The sequence below is a fragment of the Scytonema hofmannii PCC 7110 genome, assembly GCF_000346485.2.
Lineage (GTDB): Bacteria > Cyanobacteriota > Cyanobacteriia > Cyanobacteriales > Nostocaceae > Scytonema > Scytonema hofmannii.
The window spans coordinates 4,021,409-4,039,791 of sequence record NZ_KQ976354.1; the positions used below are offsets into that span (position 1 = coordinate 4,021,409).

14 protein-coding genes and 1 pseudogene are annotated in these 18,383 nt (G+C 40.7%); 7 read left to right on the forward strand and 8 right to left on the reverse strand.

The window, feature by feature from the left end; translation table 11 throughout:
- Positions 1–48: 48 nt before the first annotated feature.
- On the reverse strand, positions 49–2,700 hold the full coding sequence (locus tag WA1_RS16420) for an EAL domain-containing protein (RefSeq protein WP_017746529.1): 2,652 nt from the start codon (positions 2,698–2,700) through the stop codon (positions 49–51).
- Between the two features lie 838 nt (positions 2,701–3,538).
- Positions 3,539–4,126 carry a hypothetical protein gene (locus tag WA1_RS16425; RefSeq protein ID WP_017746530.1) on the reverse strand — a complete coding sequence of 196 codons (588 nt, stop codon included), beginning with the start codon at positions 4,124–4,126 and terminating at the stop codon, positions 3,539–3,541.
- A 419-nt stretch (positions 4,127–4,545) separates the two neighbouring features.
- Between WA1_RS16425 and WA1_RS16430 the strand changes: the two genes are divergently transcribed.
- Complete coding sequence (locus WA1_RS16430; RefSeq protein WP_017746531.1) at positions 4,546–4,773, forward strand: type II toxin-antitoxin system ParD family antitoxin; 228 nt, start codon at positions 4,546–4,548, stop codon at positions 4,771–4,773.
- A gap of 11 nt (positions 4,774–4,784) precedes the next feature.
- Positions 4,785–5,087: a type II toxin-antitoxin system RelE/ParE family toxin gene (locus WA1_RS16435; RefSeq protein ID WP_017746532.1), complete on the forward strand. Its 303-nt coding sequence runs from the start codon at positions 4,785–4,787 to the stop codon at positions 5,085–5,087.
- A 223-nt stretch (positions 5,088–5,310) separates the two neighbouring features.
- Here the strand turns inward: WA1_RS16435 and WA1_RS52790 are convergent, their stop codons facing one another.
- The gene (locus tag WA1_RS52790) at positions 5,311–5,505 is read right to left on the reverse strand and encodes a methyltransferase (protein WP_081402892.1); all 195 of its coding nucleotides are present in this window, start codon (positions 5,503–5,505) and stop codon (positions 5,311–5,313) included.
- A 23-nt stretch (positions 5,506–5,528) separates the two neighbouring features.
- Positions 5,529–5,951, reverse strand: a pseudogene (locus tag WA1_RS16440) (TetR/AcrR family transcriptional regulator); the annotation flags it as partial.
- Positions 5,952–6,410: 459 nt separating this feature from the next.
- Between WA1_RS16440 and WA1_RS16445 the strand changes: the two are divergent.
- Both WA1_RS16445 and WA1_RS16450 read left to right on the forward strand, forming a co-directional pair.
- Positions 6,411–7,823: an HlyD family efflux transporter periplasmic adaptor subunit gene (locus tag WA1_RS16445; protein ID WP_017746535.1), complete on the forward strand. Its 1,413-nt coding sequence runs from the start codon at positions 6,411–6,413 to the stop codon at positions 7,821–7,823.
- Positions 7,824–8,334: 511 nt separating this feature from the next.
- Entirely contained in the window at positions 8,335–11,907 is a 3,573-nt protein-coding gene (locus WA1_RS16450) for a WD40 domain-containing protein (RefSeq protein WP_017746536.1), read from the forward strand.
- A gap of 360 nt (positions 11,908–12,267) precedes the next feature.
- Here the strand turns inward: WA1_RS16450 and WA1_RS16455 are convergent, their stop codons facing one another.
- Together WA1_RS16455 and WA1_RS16460 are read right to left on the reverse strand one after the other, a co-directional pair.
- Positions 12,268–12,534, reverse strand: coding sequence for a hypothetical protein (locus tag WA1_RS16455; RefSeq protein WP_017746537.1), 267 nt, complete (start codon positions 12,532–12,534; stop codon positions 12,268–12,270).
- A 96-nt stretch (positions 12,535–12,630) separates the two neighbouring features.
- Positions 12,631–13,485, reverse strand: a complete 855-nt coding sequence (locus tag WA1_RS16460) for a hypothetical protein (RefSeq protein ID WP_017746538.1) — start codon at positions 13,483–13,485, stop codon at positions 12,631–12,633.
- A 728-nt stretch (positions 13,486–14,213) separates the two neighbouring features.
- On the opposite strand from WA1_RS16460, the gene WA1_RS16465 reads away from it, so the two are divergent.
- Complete coding sequence (locus WA1_RS16465; protein WP_026135008.1) at positions 14,214–14,594, forward strand: response regulator; 381 nt, start codon at positions 14,214–14,216, stop codon at positions 14,592–14,594.
- 242 nt (positions 14,595–14,836) lie between these two features.
- On the opposite strand, the gene WA1_RS16470 is transcribed toward WA1_RS16465, so the two are convergent.
- Positions 14,837–15,244: a hypothetical protein gene (locus tag WA1_RS16470; RefSeq protein ID WP_017746541.1), complete on the reverse strand. Its 408-nt coding sequence runs from the start codon at positions 15,242–15,244 to the stop codon at positions 14,837–14,839.
- A 963-nt stretch (positions 15,245–16,207) separates the two neighbouring features.
- On the opposite strand from WA1_RS16470, the gene WA1_RS58700 reads away from it, so the two are divergent.
- The gene (locus WA1_RS58700; RefSeq protein WP_017746542.1) at positions 16,208–16,678 is read left to right on the forward strand and encodes a hypothetical protein; all 471 of its coding nucleotides are present in this window, start codon (positions 16,208–16,210) and stop codon (positions 16,676–16,678) included.
- Between the two features lie 328 nt (positions 16,679–17,006).
- On the opposite strand, the gene WA1_RS16480 is transcribed toward WA1_RS58700, so the two are convergent.
- Positions 17,007–17,684, reverse strand: coding sequence for a sugar transferase (locus tag WA1_RS16480; RefSeq protein ID WP_017746543.1), 678 nt, complete (start codon positions 17,682–17,684; stop codon positions 17,007–17,009).
- A gap of 397 nt (positions 17,685–18,081) precedes the next feature.
- Between WA1_RS16480 and WA1_RS16485 the strand changes: the two genes are divergently transcribed.
- The gene (locus WA1_RS16485) at positions 18,082–18,381 is read left to right on the forward strand and encodes a hypothetical protein (protein WP_026135009.1); all 300 of its coding nucleotides are present in this window, start codon (positions 18,082–18,084) and stop codon (positions 18,379–18,381) included.
- Positions 18,382–18,383: the final 2 nt, after the last annotated feature.

Below are 18,383 nucleotides of genomic sequence, written 5' to 3' on the forward strand. Positions count from 1 at the left end.
AATGCCCACCATAAATCATTTATGATTCCTATAAATGTTTGTAAGTAGCTAGAAACATAAATTTTGTAGATAATTAAAGGTTTTTAAAGGCAAAATGTTATTAAAATCCTGGTTTTTTGCGAGCAATATACCTGTTTCTTCTGCGTTCAAGGGCTTAGAAAACAGGTACCCTTGTGCAAAAGCGCATTGTAACAGCTTAAGTTGTGTCCACTGCTCCATTGTTTCCACTCCTTCAGCAACAACACTCAACCCTAAATGAGAACCTAGGGTGACAATGGCTCGAACGATCGCTAAACGTTCATTATCGCTATCAATTTGATTGATAAAAGAACGATCTATCTTCAAAACATCAATGGGAAAACGATGTAAATAGGCAAGGGATGAGTAACCTGTTCCAAAGTCATCAATGCACAATTGTATTCCAAAAGCTTTCAATTGCTTAAGCACAGTAGCTGCTGTTTCAGGACTTGCCATAATTGTGCTTTCGGTAATTTCCAGCTTTAAGCTGCTCGGAGCAAGCTTAGTTTCTTCTAAAATCTGGCTAATTTGCTTAACAAGATTGGGTTGGGAAAATTGTTTGGCAGAAAGGTTAACACTGATGCTCAAGGACTCAAGAGCAGGAAATTGTTTTTGCCATTGTCGTAACTGTTGACAAGATTCACGAAGTACCCACTGACCAATTGAGACAATCAGCCCTGTCTCTTCTGCTATTGGAATAAACTTGTCTGGAGAAATCATTCCTTGCTGGGGGTGTTGCCAACGAACCAGTGCTTCAAATCCTGTAATAGCTCCTGTGGAAACTGATACAATTGGTTGGTAGTAAACGCGCAACTCTTGCCGTTCTAGCGCTCGACGCAATTGAGTCTCTAACTGTAGCAGTGCTACTGCTTGATCGTACATGACAGTATCAAACACGATATGCCCGCTTTTACCTTGCTCTTTGGCACGGTAAAGAGCCGTGTCAGCATCTCGAAGCACATCTGCAGGTTGGTCATACTGAGTTTTACCTACGGCAATGCCAATACTGGCACTTGTAAAAACTTCAGATCCACTTAAGTTAAAGGGGGATTTGAGTACGTGATGAATGCGTTCTGCAACAAGAGTAGCATCCTCGATAGTTTGAATGTGAGAAAGCAGGATGGTAAACTCATCTCCCCCCAAACGAGCAACGGTATCGTTCTGTCGCAAGCAGCTTTGCAAACGTTGAGCGATCGCAACTAGGAGTTGGTCGCCCACTGCGTGTCCTAAACTATCGTTAACAACCTTAAAACGATCCAGATCCAGAAACAGAACAGCAAACAAATTTTCTGGGTGGCATTTGACTTGGGCGATTGCTTGTCCAAGCCTTTCCATAAACAACACTCGGTTAGGTAGTCCCGTTAAAGCATCATAAAAAGCTTGATAGGCTAGCTTTTCCTCCATATGTTTGCGCTCGGTAATGTTAGTAACCATTCCTAAAACCCCAGCATAATTTTTCTGTTCGTCAAACAAGGGAGCACAAGAAACAATCGCCCACAGAGCCGAACCATCTTTACATCGAAATTTAAAATCGTGCATCTCGTGAATACCTTGATGACGACGTTCTAAATAGGTGTTAGTAATTGCCACTCCTTCTTCATCCATAAAGGAGAACAAAGTCTTGCCAAGCATTTCCTCAGTTGTGTAGCCCAACATACTTGCCATTTGTTGGTTGACAAAAGTGGTTTGGTTGTCTTGATTGAGTAACCAAATTCCTTCCCCTGCCGTTTCTACAATTCTGCGGTATTGTTCCTCCCGTTGCCGTAACGCAAGAAGAGCCTCCTGGCGTTGAGTAATATCAGTCTGAACGCCAATAAAGTGAGTTAAGTATCCAAGAGAATCAAATACGGGAGCTATATAAAGTTCATTCCAAAACAGAGTGCCATCTTTGCGGTAATTACGTAAAGTCACGTGGCAATCTCTTTGTTCTATCATGGCATGACGCAGATCGTTAAGGGCTGGCTGATTCTGCTCGTTTCCTTGCAAGAAACGACAGTTCTGTCCGAGAATTTCACTAGCTTGGTAACCTGTGATTTTCTCAAACGCTGAATTGACATAAATGATCGGATTGTCTGGTTGAAGGGCATCGGTTAAAACAATTCCGTTGCTGCTGGCTGCGATCGCACGTTCCATCAAATGCAAGCGTTCCTCAGATTCCTTGCGATCGATTGCCAGTGCCAAGACATTGGCGACAGATTGAAGGAAATAGCGATCGTCATCAGTGAATATTCGATCTTGAGTTACATACGCTCCTATAATGCCAAAGACTTTTCCTTGAGTAGCGATCGCAATGCTAATACCGCTAACCACTCGGTGATTGTGCAGTAGGGGAGAACCATCAAATCGGCTTTCTACTCGCAAATCATCAACAATCACTGGCTTTGAAGTTAGCAGAGTATGACCGAAGAGAGAACTTGGCTCAGTCCCTGTCATTGCCGATCCCACTAACCCTTCATGCCAGCCCACCCCTGCTTGAAGCAGTAAAATATTACCTCCTGGCAAAAGTTCTAAAATTCCGCTAAGTTTTACATCCAGAACTTGAGCAACTAAATGAACAGTTTCGTCCATCAGTACTGACAGATTGGTGTTAGCCAATGCTCTCTGTGCCAATTCCGCTATAGCTCTTTGTTGTTTTAGTTCTTGCAAGTCTACTTTTGACTGCTGACAAATTTCTAATTCCATCTGTAGCTCGCGATGAGTCTTCTGACATTGAGGACTGCATTCCTGAGCCAGCTGTACCAACTTTTTGTTTGCCCTATTTAGCCTATGCTGATTTTTGTACGCGTAGCGACGAGTCAAAACCATTGCCAGAGTTATATAAATCGAAAGGGAATCGAAACTTGACATTTAACCTTTTTGGCAAGCTTGGACAAGCTACTTCACAGCACACCCACACCAGTAGAAGAGAAAGACGTAATTTTGCTCAAATCTTTGTATAAATGAAAATTATTTTTAATTCGATTTAAGCAACATTACGTAAAAACAAATGTTCTAGTAATTTAGAACAAACGACTAGAAACAAAACAACTATTTTAAATAGACTTTTTTAACTGGGTTAGCACTTTTATGTTGATTGTCACAGCTATTTCTTAAGGTCTTCTTAACTTTACTCCAGAGAAGAGAGAATGTTATCTTTTTTACCAAAAATTCATATCAAATTCGTATTTCTTAACTTTGATGTAAGCGTTCGGTTTTTGTCATTGCTAAAATGTAGTGTCAATTTGATTATCAAGAGCAATTCGGGCGTTGCTTCATTGTTGTACGTTCGCTCATTTTTGAAAGGTGTGAGGTAATTAGGGTCATTGACTTGGCACAGGAAGCAACGATGTTTCTTGGCTATAAGGTTCAGTAAAAAAAACAAAGTAAAAAGGCTGAAAGCCGCTACAATCCCTATCTCGTTATGGCAAAGAGTTTTATCTCAAAATACATATTTAGGTGTGATTAATTAACATCACACCCTTTTTATTATTAGTAGTCAATCGCTTGGTTGGTCCAGAACCAGATTTCTGCGACCTTAGATTTATCTATGAAGTACTTTATCCTTGACTTGACATTTCAGTACAGAAAGAGCGCCGAGAGTGCTGAAGACCAGTAAGCTAAAGATGGAGGTGGGTTCAGGGACGGTGATTATGGTTGCAGAAAAACTAATGGGTAACTCACTATCTTCCGGTCCAAAATTTTCAAAACCTGGTATAAATGGCGACGCAGAAAAAACCTCTAAATAACCTGGTGTTGGTAAAAAACTAGCGAAAAATGGGCTAGAATAATTTCCCCCCGAAGTGGAATACCCAAAACCGTCACCCGTTAACTGCTGACTATTAAGACTAATTAAATTGTCAACATTAAAAGGTTCATTCCCCGGTATAGGAGTCCCGGCAGCTTGCAGACCAGTAATTGTTTCACCATTTCTTGTACCAGTAATTCCAGAAATTTGGTAAAAACCCAAATCGTTAGTGGTGTCATTTGTGGTAAAAGTACCACTCGCCTCTAAGTCAGTACCAGAATAACTCCAGTTCCAAGTTAAAGCAGAGGCGGCTTGCATTGTCCCGAAAACTAATCCAGATGTTGCCGCAAGGGCTGTAGCAGATAGTAGCGCTAGATTTTTCACCGTCAAAACTCCTCTGTTATGTTTGATAATTAGTAAAAAATGTTCTACAAATGTTAGACATTTTGCTCTCGCTTGACAAAGCGCATCAGTGTTAACTATCTTCTCTTCTCAAAGAAAAATATACTTTGTTTGAGCGCTTAGACTGAATATTAATCAAAAGAAAAACCAGATTTTATAAATTTTTCAACAAGAACTTTGGTACAAGATTTTCTATTGTTAAATAAGGTACACGTCAAAAAGTTAGTACTATCGTGTATAAAAAATTAATTTATCCTACTGAGGCGGACTGCTACCGCCATTGCGATAAGCTTCGCTTAACGGCTTAAGCCCCTAACAGCCGCACCGGATAAATATTTATAGTAATAGTTAGTATCTATTACTATAATATGGTCATACAAGGACATAGGAGGCGGCTGACCATGGCAGGAAGTTACTCACTAGGGGAACATTTCGACAATTTCATCAAGGCCCAGGTTGCCTCTGGACGCTACAACAACGAGAGCGAAGTGATACGGGATGCCTTGAGACAGGCAGAACTACGAGAGATGAAATTAACGGTTCTGCGTGAGCACCTGACGAAGGCCATCGCCCAAGGGGGAAACTATACCGATGATGACATTGCCGCCATTCTGGCCGCAGATGTGTAACGGTAGAATCTATGTATGAATTACGTTACCTGGAGCAGGCTAAAACCGACCTTCTTCGCATAAAACGCTACATTGCCAAAGAAAGCGGCAGCAATGACGTGGCGCTTCAATACACCAAGAAACTACGGCAACAATGCCAGAAACTGGCCGAACTACCCGGCACGATGGGCAGGGCAAGACCCGAATTAATGGAAGGCGTGCGAAGCTTCCCGCATGGGAACTATGTCATTCTGTTCAGGTATATCGATTCCGTGCTGGAAATTATTTCGATTATTGAGGGACACAGGGATATAGAAGAACTATTCCGGCAATAACACTGGGGGCGTTTTCGGACGAAGGATTCATTTTTTTTATCTTAGGGCTTGCTGAATACAATTGGAGTCTAGGAAAAATAAGGGTTTCAAGCCTTTCTTTGCCAAACAAGTGCAAGTTTATAACATCTGTAGTCTCAAAAACCTTGCATTTTCGTCAGCGATAAGCGCTCTTTCAGCTTGCGCTTCGCGATCGCTGGGAAAATTGGGAAACTAAGGGATGAAACTACCATTTTGCTAGCTGTGTGGCTTCTAGAGTCGCTAGGCTCAACTTTTTCAGCAAGCCAAGTTCTGGATAAGTTTTGAGAATAGTTATTAATAGACTGCCCTGACCACCGCCAACATCCACCACTGTTTTAAATGGTGAAAAGTCATAACTTGACATAATCGCTTTTAAATGAGAATCAGTGAGATTAGACATTGCCCGGTCAAAAGTCTTACGATGTCGATCGCGGGCTTTATCAAACTACCAACACAAAACTGAGCTAATTCGGGAAAACGCCCGGACTCTCCTATCAAGACTCGATTAAACGCACGATACTCTTCATCGTCAAGCATCTCATTCAATGCTTTTAATGCCAATCGACGCAGGACTACTTTAGGATTCCCTTTGAGAGAAGCTGTCCCAAAAACTGAGTGAAATCGTTCTTGTGCTAGTTTTTCTATCAGCGTTTTAAATAATCCCTGTTTATCTTGAAAGTGACTGTAAACTGTTGCCTTGGAAACACCAGCGCATGATGCTACTTTATCCATACTAGTTCCTGCGTAACCATGGGATAAAAACTCCTGTATCGCACCTTGCAAAATCTGTTCAACCTTATCTGCTGAATTATCCCGTTCAACTGCAGTCATTCTTGCTTTTACCATTTTTTATAGTCCTGGCGTGGAAAAGGGAGTGGGGAGTAGGGAGTAGGGAGTGGGGGTAAGACATTTTCATTCCCTCGTTGTGGGCAATTTGCCGTGGGTGTCTGGCTTCTAATATCACTAAACTTAGTTTTTTGCAATATATCTTAAATAGTATTTTTAAACTGGCAATATGTGATACTAGTAATCTCATGGTGTTTTTTTGTTACCACTAAAAAGCAGAAAATGCTATCTTAAGATATAAGGTTTCTGCACTCGTTCCTGAATATCCTTTTGCTATAGTGTATTCAGCAAAAGCGGGTTCTGTTGAATGGCGTTGGAAAACAGCACAACCACCATCAGAGATTATACTTTTGTGAGTGTAAATACAAACTGGTAGAAGCAAAGCTAAATTTATTGATTTAGTTAAGATACTTAATAAGACTAAACGGTTTAGTTTTTTTATCCGATGGAAACATAACTATGCTCGAATATTTGTCTAAGTTTGAGGGTTCATCTCCTTTAAAGCCTTTTGTGTATGGGCCTGCTCTTCTCGTTCTCTTAGCAACTTCTATAGCAGCAGGCTTAAATTTTTATAAAGCACAAAAAGTTCAGAGCAATGCGACGGTAAGCGAACAGAGATCGACGATTGCTCCAAAGATTAAAACGATAACAGCATTGGGACGTTTGGAGCCTAAAGGAGAGGTTGTCAAACTTTCTGCACCAGCATCAGCTAAAGGAAGTCGGGTAGAACAACTCCTAGTTCGAGAAGGAACTAAAGTAAAACAAGGGCAGTTAATCGCTATTTTAGATAGTCGCGATCGCCTTGCGGCAGAACTATCAGAAGCACAAGAGCAAGTGCGAGTGACACAAGCAAATCTTGCCAAAGTCAAAGCAGGTTCCAAACAGGATGACATAGAGGCACAAAAAGCTATTGTTGCTCGCATACAAGAGGAAAGAAAGACAGAAATAGAAGCACAAAAAGCGACTATTGCTCGCATCCAGGCAGAGAAAGATAGGGCAATTGAGGCACAAAAAGCCATTATCGCCCGCCTAGAAGCAAAAAAAGTAACAGAAACAGAGGCACAAACAGCCACAATTGTTCAGTTCCAAGCACAAGTGGACAATGCTCAAGTAGAATACGAACGCTATCAAAAGTTGTATGAGGAGGGGGCGATCGCTGCATCTTTATTAGATGACAGGCGCTTAACTCTGGCAACAGCACAACAACTCGCACAAGTCAAAGCCAAACTTAAACGTGTAGAAGCCATTAGAGAACAGCAACTCGCAGAAGCCAGAGCCAACCTCAAACGTGTAGAAGCCTCTGGAGAACAGCAACTCGCAGAAGCCAGAGCCAACCTCAAACGTGTAGAAACATTAAGAAATCAGCAAATCAAGAAAAGCACAGCAACTTTAAATAGAATCGCTGAAGTACGTTCTGTAGACGTAGTAACAGCTCAAGCAGAAGTCAATCGTGCCTTGGCATCTGTGAAAAAAGCCGAAGCAAATCTCAGACAAGCTTTTGTGCGATCGCCTCAAGAAGGTCAAGTTTTCAAGATTCACACCCGTCCTGGGGAAGTTGTATCCAATGAAGGCATTGTAGAAATTGGACAAACCAGCCAGATGTATACAGTGGTAGAGGTTTATCAGAGTGATATCAACAAAGTGAGAATGGGACAGAAAGTACGCTTAACAAGTAAGTCTATGCCCGATGAATTGCAAGGAATAGTTGAGCGAATTGGCTGGCAAGTGCAGAGGCTGAACGTCGTTAATAGCCCTCCCACAAGCAATAAAGATGCAAGATGCGTGGAAGTGTACGTTCGACTTGATGAAACATCTAGTCGTAAAGCCGCAAAATTCTCTAATTTGCAAGTTACAGCAATGATTGATTTGTAAATGTTTTTGGTTACTAGTTAGTGGTTAGTTGGCAGGTGAGCATATTATGGTTAATCTCATTTTTCAAGAATTTAAGAAGGGTTGCGCTCGCTATTTTTGGATATTGCCGATCGCATTGCCCGTTTGTCCATGTGGAAGATGTAAGTTAACAAGTAGATTTGCTGTTGCAGGGTAAAAATTAGTTTTTACATATTTTTTTAACAAACTCTCTGTGTTATTACATAGAGAGAAAATTTTTATATCTCAACTTGGTATTTGAATATCAAGCGAAAATACGTGTTTTTACTATAGATCTTTAAACCATCGTCTAGTGTAAACTAACAAAGGTAATTTGCTTTCAGTAATTTTTACTAAGCGCAAAAATTGATATAGCTTATGAGTGTGCGGTTAAAAGGAAATCCTGGTTTTATACTCGTACAACCAGTAGCAGGGGTGGTGACCAAAATGTGAAGTTATGGAAAAGACCTTTTGGGGTAGATAACCCAAGTCCGGCATTTTAATATGAGAGATTATGCAATCGCAGAAGCAAAAGCGCAACCGTGGACTTATACTCACTCGTGAAGGCTGGCAAAAGCTTCAGAATGCTAAACTTGAGTGGGAATTTCAAGAAAATTTTGGCTCTAGGTTGAGTCTTGAAGAATTAAGTGAACGAGTTGGAATAACTCCTGTCACTTTTAGGAAAGTACTGACTCGCGAAGTAGGAGTTGACAAACAAACCCTTGTTCGTTTGTTTACGGCGTTTCATTTAGAATTGAATAAAAGCGATTATACAAAGCCAGATTCAGAAAAGCAGGAAAGCGTAAAGCTCCTCAAGCGCGTTGATTTGAGAGAGGCCGTTGATGTATCTGTTTTCTATGGACGCACAGCAGAATTGGCTCTGTTGGAACGATGGGTTATGAAAGAGCACTGCCGAGTGGCGGCGTTGTTGGGAATGGGAGGTATCGGTAAAACTTCTCTGGCGACTAAGCTGGTACGTCAAATTGAGCAAAGGTTTGAGTATGTTATCTGGCGATCGCTCTACAATGCGCCACCACTTTTTGAGCTACTCGGTAACTTGATTCAATTTTTTGACAACTCGCAGGATTTAGAAGCTGAGTTACCAACCACCGTAAACGAAAGAATCTTACGACTGATTAATTATTTGCAAAAACAGCGCTGTCTGATTATACTCGATAATGCTGAGACCATTCTGCAAAGTGGCGTTATTGCGGGAAGCTATCGAGAAGGCTATGAGGATTATAGTCAGCTGATAAGACGGGTAGGAGAAGTTTTCCACAGGAGCTGCTTGCTGCTGACTTCTCGGGAAAAACCCAAAGATGTAGCATCACTTGAAGGAGAAGCCCTGCCTGTTCGCTCATTACGACTCAGTGGTTTGGAGGCGGTAGATGGGCAAAAAATATTTGAAGTCAAGGGATTTTCTGGCTCAGAGTCAGAATTGAGAACAGTCGTTGAGCGCTATGCTGGTAACGCCTTAGCTTTAAAGATAGTAGCGACAACAATTCAAGATGTCTTTGATGGTAATCTTTCTGAATTTTTAAGACAAGACACGACTGTCTTTGGTGACATTTGCGAACTTTTAGAGCAGCAGTTTGCACGCTTGTCATATTTAGAAAAGGAAATAATGTACTGGCTGGCAATTAATCGCGATCCAGTTTCGCTATCTGAGTTACGAGAAGATGTTGTATCACCAGTACCACCACAAAAATTACTGGAGGCTCTGGAGTCTCTTATAAGGCGATCTCTAATCGAGAAGGCTACGCCTACGCTAGTTGAGAAAAGTGTATCACTCTTCATGCTACAACCTGTAGTTATGGAGTATGTGACTAATCGATTGGTAGAGCAGGTTTGTGGAGAGATTAAGACTCAGAATATTGCTTTGTTTAGATGTCATGCTTTAATGAAGGTGACGGCAAAAGACTATGTTAGGGAAACTCAAATTCGCCTCATCCTTAAACCAGTTATTGATGGGCTGCTTGCTGTCTTTAGAAGCAAAAGAAATCTTGAAAATCAACTGACTCAAATTCTATCAACGCTAAAAAAGACATCGCTGCTAGAACAAAGTTATACGGCTGGAAATATTCTTAATCTGCTTTGTCATCTAGAAACTGACCTAAGTGGCTATGATTTTTCTCATCTGACTGTTTGGCAAGCTGACTTGCGGAATGTGAAATTGCACGATGTAAATTTCCATTCCGCCAATCTAGCGAAATCTGTTTTTGCTGAAACTTTCGGCGGTGTTTTGTCGGTAGCCTTTAGCCGTGATGGCAAACTTTTGGCTTTAGGCGATACGAATGGTGAGATTCGCTTGTACCAAGTTTCGGATTGGAAACAACTTCTGTCTTGTAAGGGTCACACTAAGTGGGTTGTATCGCTTGCCTTCAGTCCTGATAGTACAACCCTGGCTAGCGGTAGTAATGACTACACGGCGAAGCTGTGGGATATCAGTAATGGTCAATGCCTTCAAACCCTGCAAGAACACGATAAAGAGGTTTGGTCAGTTGCCTTTAGTCCCGATGGAAACATGGTAGTAAGTGGTAGTGATGACCAGATGATTAAGTTATGGAGTATCGAAACTGGTGAATGCAAAAGAACGTTCCTAGGACATACAAGTTGGGTATGCTCGGTTACCTTCAGTCCGAATGGGAAAACGCTTTTTAGTGGCAGTGATGACCACACAGTTCGGTTATGGGATATCAACACTGGTGAATGCCTCAAAACTTTGCGAGGACACCATGATGGGATACGAGCAATTGCCGTCAGTTCTGATGGTAAAATGCTGGCGAGTGGCAGTCAAGACCACACGGTAAAATTATGGGGTACCGACACCGGTGAATGCCTCAAAACTTTTCAGGGACATTCCAATGAAGTATATTCAATCGCCTTTAGTCCACAAAGCGATCTTCTAGCTAGTGGCAGTTTTGACCAAACGGTAAGGCTATGGAGCGTTAGCACTGGTGAATGCCTCAAAACTTTCTGGGGACATTCTTCCAGTTGGGTATTTTCGGTAGCCTTTAGTCCACAAGGCGATCTCCTAGTAAGTGGCAGTTACGATCAGACGGCGAGAGTATGGAGTGTTCACAATGGTGAATGCCTCAAAACGTTCAAGGGATACACTAATCAGCTACTCTCAGTCAGCTTTAGTCCAGATGGGCATAGCATAGCAAGTAGCAGTCATGACTTTTCGGCGAGGTTGTGGAATGTTAATACAGGTCAAGCCTTGCAAACTTTCCTGGGACATCATGCTGTGGTTCGTTCAGTTGCCTTTAGTCCAAATGGGCAAACACTGGCAAGTGGCAGTGACGATCAAACGGTAAGGTTGTGGGATGTCAATACGGGTCAAGCTTTGCAAACTTTCCTGGGACATCGTGCTCTGGTCTGGTCAGTTGCCTTTAGTCCAAATGGGCAAATACTGGCAAGTAGCAGTGACGATCAAACGGTAAGGTTGTGGGATGTCAATACGGGTCAAGCCTTGCAAACTTTCCAAGGACATCGTGCTGCGGTTTGGTCAGTTGCTTTTAGTCCTCAAGGAACGATGCTAGCAAGTGGGGCTTTAGACCAGACAATCAAATTGTGGGATGTCAGCACTGGTGAGTGCATAAGAACATTGGAAGGGCATACGAACTGGGTCTGGTCAGTTGCCTTTAGTCCAGATAGTCAGTTGCTGGCAAGCACTAGTCCAGATGGGACATTAAGATTATGGAGTGCCAGTACTGGTGAATGCAAAAGAATCGTCCAGGAAAATACGGGTTGGTTACAGTCAGTTGCCTTTAGTCCAGATAGCCAGGTACTAGCAACAAGCAGTCACGATTATACAGTTAAGCTGTGGAATGTCAGTACTGGTAAATGCTTTAGGACTTTGCAAGGACATACGGGTTGGGTCTGGTCAGTCGCTTTTTGTTGTGATAATCAAACTTTGGCTAGCGGCAGCGAAGATGAGACAATTAGACTATGGAATATAGCAACAGGTGAGTGTTTAAAAACTCTGAAAGCAGAGAAACTGTATGAGCGGATGAACATTATGGGGGTTACAGGTTTAACTACAGCAACTACTGCTACCCTAAAAGGGTTGGGCGCAGTTGCTTAAGAAAAACGCCTATCTAGCAGTTCTATAAAACCAATAGAGATTTCTCCACCTTAGAGATCGGTCTACAGCCAATCTTATTTGAAACATCAGCTCAATGAACTGGAAATTTTCTCTGCCAGATAACTGTTAATTCCTGACTATCTAGCTGTAACAGTAGTCAGGGATAACACGCCTTGAGGCTGCTTTAGCTCCTGGCTTAACAGCGTCTAGACAATCAGGGCTATGGACTGTTTTAATCTTAAACTACTTAACTACAAATAAGTAGTAAGACAAAATTAATTACACAATATTCGACCTGAAACCCTGATCCAGCCTAGAACGTAATGTGTAATTATTTCTGTCCGATTACTTAAGTTAAGTCTACAAAATGCCCAATTCGGTGTCGCTTGGCAATCCTTGCGCGAACTCATTTATGATACTTTCCAAATCATCAAGTGCGATGTCATTCAATACATCGAAACTAATCTCAGGGCGATTGTTGGTGAGATCGTGGCTTAAAGACTGCTGCTCGATAGTTGTAGTCTTTATTACATTTGGAAAGACCCGTGAAAAAACAGCTTCACAGGCAGAACCTAAACCTAGCCATACTAAAACAGAAAATCCAAATTTTAAAATCTGAAATCGCATCCTTCTTCTCCTTAGTGCTTGAACAGTATAGTTAAGGGTATCTGAGAAAAGCCCTTCTTGCTTACCGGGTCATTTCTTTAGCCTCGGAAAATTAGTTTATACTCGTAGGTACGTGTTTAACTCTAGCGGTTTCAACACATTCAGAAGTTCCTCATCTGAGATGTAGTCCTCCTTAGGTGGGTTAAAGCGTGACAATGCGGTTTCATAACAAGCTCTCGCTACGCAGATAAGCTCCTGCGGAGTAAGCTCTGCAACAACCTCAACTGTCTCCTCTACATGTTTCACTTCGTCACCAACACCGCTGTGTACGCGTAGCCAGCGTGTGGCATGAGTACCTGGTGGTAACAAAGTCTTTACTCTCTGGATGTACTCTTCTCCTGCAAGTGTCCCTAAGCGCTCACCCGCATAGAAAACACCAAGACAACCAATTGGATCTAGAGCTTGTACAGTTTGGGTGAAGTAATCTACAAAAGCTGTTGCACCAGATGGTAGAAGCACTTGTACCACAGCCTCTGCGTTGTATCCCATCGACTGAATATCAAGCAGGGCGAGTCGGTCGTGACCTGCTTCCTCTCTGGCTTTCTGTGCAGCCCACTGTGCCAAATTCTGACGACCAGATGCAGCAAAGCGTTGGGTGGCTTCTTCCATCAGTCGTGTGGTATGGCGACTTGAATGGTAGGCACCTGCAAGCCGCCATACCCAACGTGTACGAGTTAGATCTGGTGGTCTGCGGCTCGACTTTATATCCCTCCAGGCTAATACTATTGCCCTATCTAAAAGCTTCTGAGTTTTAATTATGCTGTCTGCGTCAATTATTTTTGGGGCGATGCCATTCCTGTTTCCCACAGGACTAGGTTGATCCACAGTAGTGGGGTGGGCAGTAGTCTTCGGCACTACTTTGTCAGGCGCAATACGCACCCGTTCAGTATCAAGTAAAAAATCATTAAGCATGGTTCGTTTCCTCGAACTAGAAGCGAAGCTTGTTGGGATCTGATTGCGTAAGACAAACTCTAATCTGTGCTCTTGTTGCTACGCCAAGGCAGAAGCAAAGCACTAGCGCTGCAATAAGAGAGCAGTTAAAACATCGCCTTACAGATCATTCATGCTCTCTTCTACTAACCACCATCTAACAAACTTAGTATATGACGGGAGGAGATTATCCCAAGGGAATGTGGAAGTATTAAACAGTACACCACACTGCTGATTAGTCATTTGACGCACCCTGATTAATTAGTGAATAAACAAATACCTGTGACAACAAAAAAGATTACTCTGTTTGCAAAACTTAAGCAACTCAAAATAACAAACTTAAGAAAAAAGATAAGTTTTTGCACTAGATTCTTCTTGAATCTGAGATTCCCCTAATTTTAGAGTTAGCAAAGCTCTGATTGTACTCCGGAAAACCGTAAAACATACAAAACGTATACTATAGAGGAGTTTCTTGAATATGTGGCTTAAGCAACACGAGGCACTGAAGAACTACAAGATGCAAACATATATGTGCATAGCAGTTATCAAGTTATTTGCTTGCTAATAACTATTTTGACTGCTACTGCAATTGATATTGATAACGAAGAAACTTCAAAAGTGTTCTTAAAATTTCTATTTTTCCTTGTGAAAATTTTTAAAGGAATAGATAATAATACGGCATTTTCATGATAATAAAAATACTTCGACTTATGAAGATCGAAAAATATATCTTAGCTATTAACTTTGAAGCAAATCAAAGTCATTTTATTAAAGTTTCTTTAGAAAGCAATTCAAGTTTGAAAGTCATCACAACTGAATCTATAAGTCACGGAGTGCTATTTGTTAAGAATTATATTCCAGATGCTATAATTATAGATATAATGATACCTGATTCCGATAAATTTACATTTTTTAAGGAACTTAAAAATGATTTATCTACTCGAAAAATTCCAATTATTTTACTAATTGATAAAGTACAAAAAATAAACTTCAATCAGTTGATACACTTAAATATTGTGGGGATAATTTCCAAACCTTTTGAAATATTAAAATTGGCAGATCGGCTTGCTGAACTTATGGAATGGAAATAATTTACTCTCCTATGCTTTCCAATAGACCTGCCTTGAAAATCCAATTATCGAGGCAGATGTAATGCTGCTTGGATCTCACGCAAAACGTGTAATACAGCGATTTCATCTGCTTTCAAAAATATATAAATATTTATGCATAAGTACTTATATGTTCGTTGAGTGAACTTCTTGAATAAGTGTAGAAAAATCAAGTGTTTGTATATCCATGGTTAATGGCGTGTGCAGTACACTCCTCATTTTATTCAATCCCTGATAGCAATAAACGAATCATCAGTTTCCTCACACTGCATATAAATACGTCTTTGATCGATAATCGTCAGTATTCTATATGTATCAGGAATAAAAAAACTAAAAGTGCTGTTTAGCGCAGTCGTAATAGGCATTTGGAAAAAATCAAGATTCCAAAAAGAGTTGGGTGTGTTTTTAGACTTCAAAAATAAGGTAGCTTTTTCTACATACCATTCACCAATCGTTTTATTACCGAAAGGTAATTGCATCAATTCATTGATAACCGATGTTTGTTGATTCCAAGTTTGTTCATAAGTATAATCATCGTTTAAGATCAGCATAAAACCTCCTCGACTTGTTTCAAATCGCCATTTACCAAAAAGAAAGTCTTTTATCTGCAAATCTAAAAGATTACTTTCCATATTATTTCAAAATGTAAACACAAAGCGGAACAACTGCTTATAGGTGCAAACCACCAGAACTTATGCATTATCTCCCACTCCCACTCCCCATCTGTAGAAAGAGTGTAGGGCAGACCTCAGTGTAGGGTTGAAACCCTTACCCAGTTTCCCCTCGTCTAAACCATGACCACAGCAGTGGCGAGGAAAATAGTGCCTGCCTCAATTAAATGTAATTTTGGGGAAGAATTGATGAAGTAAAAAAAATACGGTTGAAAAGGCTCAACCGCTTATTTCAATTTACCAGTTATGATGAAAATCCGGTTAGGAATTTTGTCAATCACAAATGGAATTATTGCATCCTTTTTCTGGTTTCACCACAAAAGTTTAGCAAGTTAAGCTTAATTTTTATTTATTTATTTTATCTAAATATGTTTTAAGGATATCAAAAAATGTAGTTATAGGCAAAATATTTAGCTGGCTAATTACGACCATAAATTTTGTATTCACTGTTGTTATATAAATACCGTATCTAATGACATGAGGGGAAGAAAATGGAAAAATTCTGAGGAACCTTATGCGCTCTAAAAAGGTTAAAAAAAAGGTTGAGAAGGCTCAACCGTAAATTCTTCCTTCAATTCCCAGTTGTTAGAAGAATTAGGCTAGGAATTATGTCAAGTGAAATTGTTGCATATTTTTTATCCTGACGCTAGAAAAGTTAAGTAATTTAAGGTTAACTTGCTAAAGTTTTCATTGGTTGATCTTATCTAAGAGAAAGTATGAATATTAAGCTCGGCTATGCTGTAAACTTCTAAAAAATTCCGAAGACAACTCATATTCTTCTATATAAGCGGAATAATTATCTAACACTTTTTGCTCAATTGTGTAATTTGTATCCGCTCAATAAGTCGAGGTAGCGCAGAAAAATTAGAAGATGCCACATGGCTCTATGGAAATCCGATTGGATGGTGAAAAATTCATTTAGATTTGCACTCATGCTCCACAGAACAGACAGAAACACGACTAGCTTCAGCTTTCACTAAAATCACTCAACGAGCGCTAGCATCCAAAAAACCAATTGTTGTTGAAAAGTTAGACTTCTTCCACAAGAAGAAAGATCTCAACAAAGGCAAGAAATACAACCGGATGTTATCTGGTTTTGCTGACGCTCGAAGTATGGAAAAAGCGCCACGTCCGTGTCGTCCGCGAATGTTTGAAGCAATTGTACGAGCAAAAGTCACTGCGAGCCTTCTAAAAGGAGCAACACATCTTTTTGCGGCTTTGAGCGTTGCTGAAGGTCTGATTTATGGTTGTTGTCGCCCAACAAAAACATTCCTTGATTTTCAAGCATTTCTGTTGGAGGTATTGATCCTAGAAGCCATTCGTTTGGGCGTGCGCCATATTGATTTGATTCTCGACAACGGCTCTACCCATGCGCCAAAGCAATTGCAGGCTTGATTGAATCAGAAGCAAAAACAGGAGGGGTGGAATTTTACGGTGGAAGTGGTCTGGCTACCAAAATATGCTTCGTGGTTAGATCAAATTGAAATCTGGTTCAGTATTATAAGCGCGTAAATTACTGACTCCAAATGATTTTCCTGACCTGAAGACGTTACAACAACGTATTACTGATTTTATTGCTCATCACAACGACTCTGACCAACCCATCAAATGGTCATATACAGTGGCGCAGATGATGGAGAAATTCGCGCTCGTATTAATGCAAAGCTGTACTAAGTTAGCATTAGCTACAAACTAACGACTAATGACTCGTAGCTAGTTTTTTCTAGAAAGCACCAACCCGACCTAGCAGGATAATAAACGTCCGGGTAATCAAGAGTAAATCGTACAATGGATACCACTTCTTTTGATATTGCAAGTCTAGATCCACAATTTGCTCAAAATCTTTTACGTGAGAGCGACCGTTGACTTGCCATTCACCAGTTAACCCAGGTTTAACATTTAAACGCTGCCAGTGGCGTTGATTGTAGTGGGCTACTTCGTCTGCTGTAGGGGGACGAGTACCTACCAAACTCATTTCGCCTACTAGAACGTTCCAAAACTGTGGTAACTCATCCAAGCTTGTACTTCTTAAAAACCGTCCGACTCTTGTGACTCGGAAATCATTTTTATTTTTAAAAATGAGACCGTTGGCTTCATTTTTTACTATTGATTTCAATTGTTCAGCATTTGAAACCATAGAGCGGAATTTCCACAGGCGGAAGCGGTGACCGTGAAGCCCGTAGCGTTCTTGTGAGAAGAAGATTGGACCGGGGCTATCTAGTTTAATTGCTATTGCCACGGGTAGGGACACAATTGCAAGAATCAGTAGTCCTACTAAACTTCCTAGGATGTCTAAGAGACGTTTAAATTTAGAGTTGACAGAAGAGTGAGGTTTTAGTTGCAAATCCCAAGTGTTAGCAGCTGCACCTTCAAGAACGGTTGTGTAAGATATCTGGTACATTGTCAAGCCAGTTGAGCGAAAAACGTAAAATCACGTAGATTACTTTGACTATAAACTCTGTTTCACAAAAGGGAATCAAGCTCAACAGTACTTTCACTGAATCTTCATCCATCTGGATGGGATCGGGATCTATTATAAATTTCGCATAAAGGATAAAGAAGCCCTCTAGAAAGTTTGTAATGAACAGATTTTTGCTTTGTTCTGTGAATTCTCCGAGAAAATACCTTTGATTACAAATCTTGAAAACGATCTAAATTAAGGGTTTACACCAGTGTCTTCAGAACGCTAGCAGAATACGATTCAATCAGCAATGTTTATTTTGCATGGCTAATTGTATATTTATTTCAAATTTTTACAAGAAATTACTGAAAACTTTCAAACGGAAGGTGTAAAAGACATGGTACTAGCAGGGTCTCAAATCAAAGTAGGCAGATTAGAGTCCATCGTGGAACAAATTGGAGAAGCTGTACTTTCTACTACAGAGACTATAGAACGTCTCGCAGAAAGAGTGGATACTCTTAGCATCCAAGTTGAAGCACAAGGAAGACAACTACAGCAGCAAGGCTATCAAATTTTTGCGCTGTGTGATGCCGTGCAAACTCTTGCGGACACTCAAGATGACTCATTGCAAAAACTCACACAACTTACACGAACTTTAGATCGTCTCATGACGTTGATTGAAGGACCGTCGGAATGAAG

Coding starts and splice junctions, on each gene's coding strand:
- WA1_RS16420 (WP_017746529.1), bottom strand. CDS start 2,700: ATGGAATTAGAAATTTGTCAGCAGTCAAAAGTAGACTTGCAAGAACTA.
- WA1_RS16430 (WP_017746531.1), top strand. CDS start 4,546: ATGGCAGGAAGTTACTCACTAGGGGAACATTTCGACAATTTCATCAAG.
- WA1_RS16435 (WP_017746532.1), top strand. CDS start 4,785: ATGTATGAATTACGTTACCTGGAGCAGGCTAAAACCGACCTTCTTCGC.
- WA1_RS52790 (WP_081402892.1), bottom strand. CDS start 5,505: ATGTCTAATCTCACTGATTCTCATTTAAAAGCGATTATGTCAAGTTAT.
- WA1_RS16445 (WP_017746535.1), top strand. CDS start 6,411: ATGCTCGAATATTTGTCTAAGTTTGAGGGTTCATCTCCTTTAAAGCCT.
- WA1_RS16450 (WP_017746536.1), top strand. CDS start 8,335: ATGCAATCGCAGAAGCAAAAGCGCAACCGTGGACTTATACTCACTCGT.
- WA1_RS16455 (WP_017746537.1), bottom strand. CDS start 12,534: ATGCGATTTCAGATTTTAAAATTTGGATTTTCTGTTTTAGTATGGCTA.
- WA1_RS16460 (WP_017746538.1), bottom strand. CDS start 13,485: ATGCTTAATGATTTTTTACTTGATACTGAACGGGTGCGTATTGCGCCT.
- WA1_RS16465 (WP_026135008.1), top strand. CDS start 14,214: ATGAAGATCGAAAAATATATCTTAGCTATTAACTTTGAAGCAAATCAA.
- WA1_RS16470 (WP_017746541.1), bottom strand. CDS start 15,244: ATGGAAAGTAATCTTTTAGATTTGCAGATAAAAGACTTTCTTTTTGGT.
- WA1_RS16480 (WP_017746543.1), bottom strand. CDS start 17,684: ATGTACCAGATATCTTACACAACCGTTCTTGAAGGTGCAGCTGCTAAC.
- WA1_RS16485 (WP_026135009.1), top strand. CDS start 18,082: ATGGTACTAGCAGGGTCTCAAATCAAAGTAGGCAGATTAGAGTCCATC.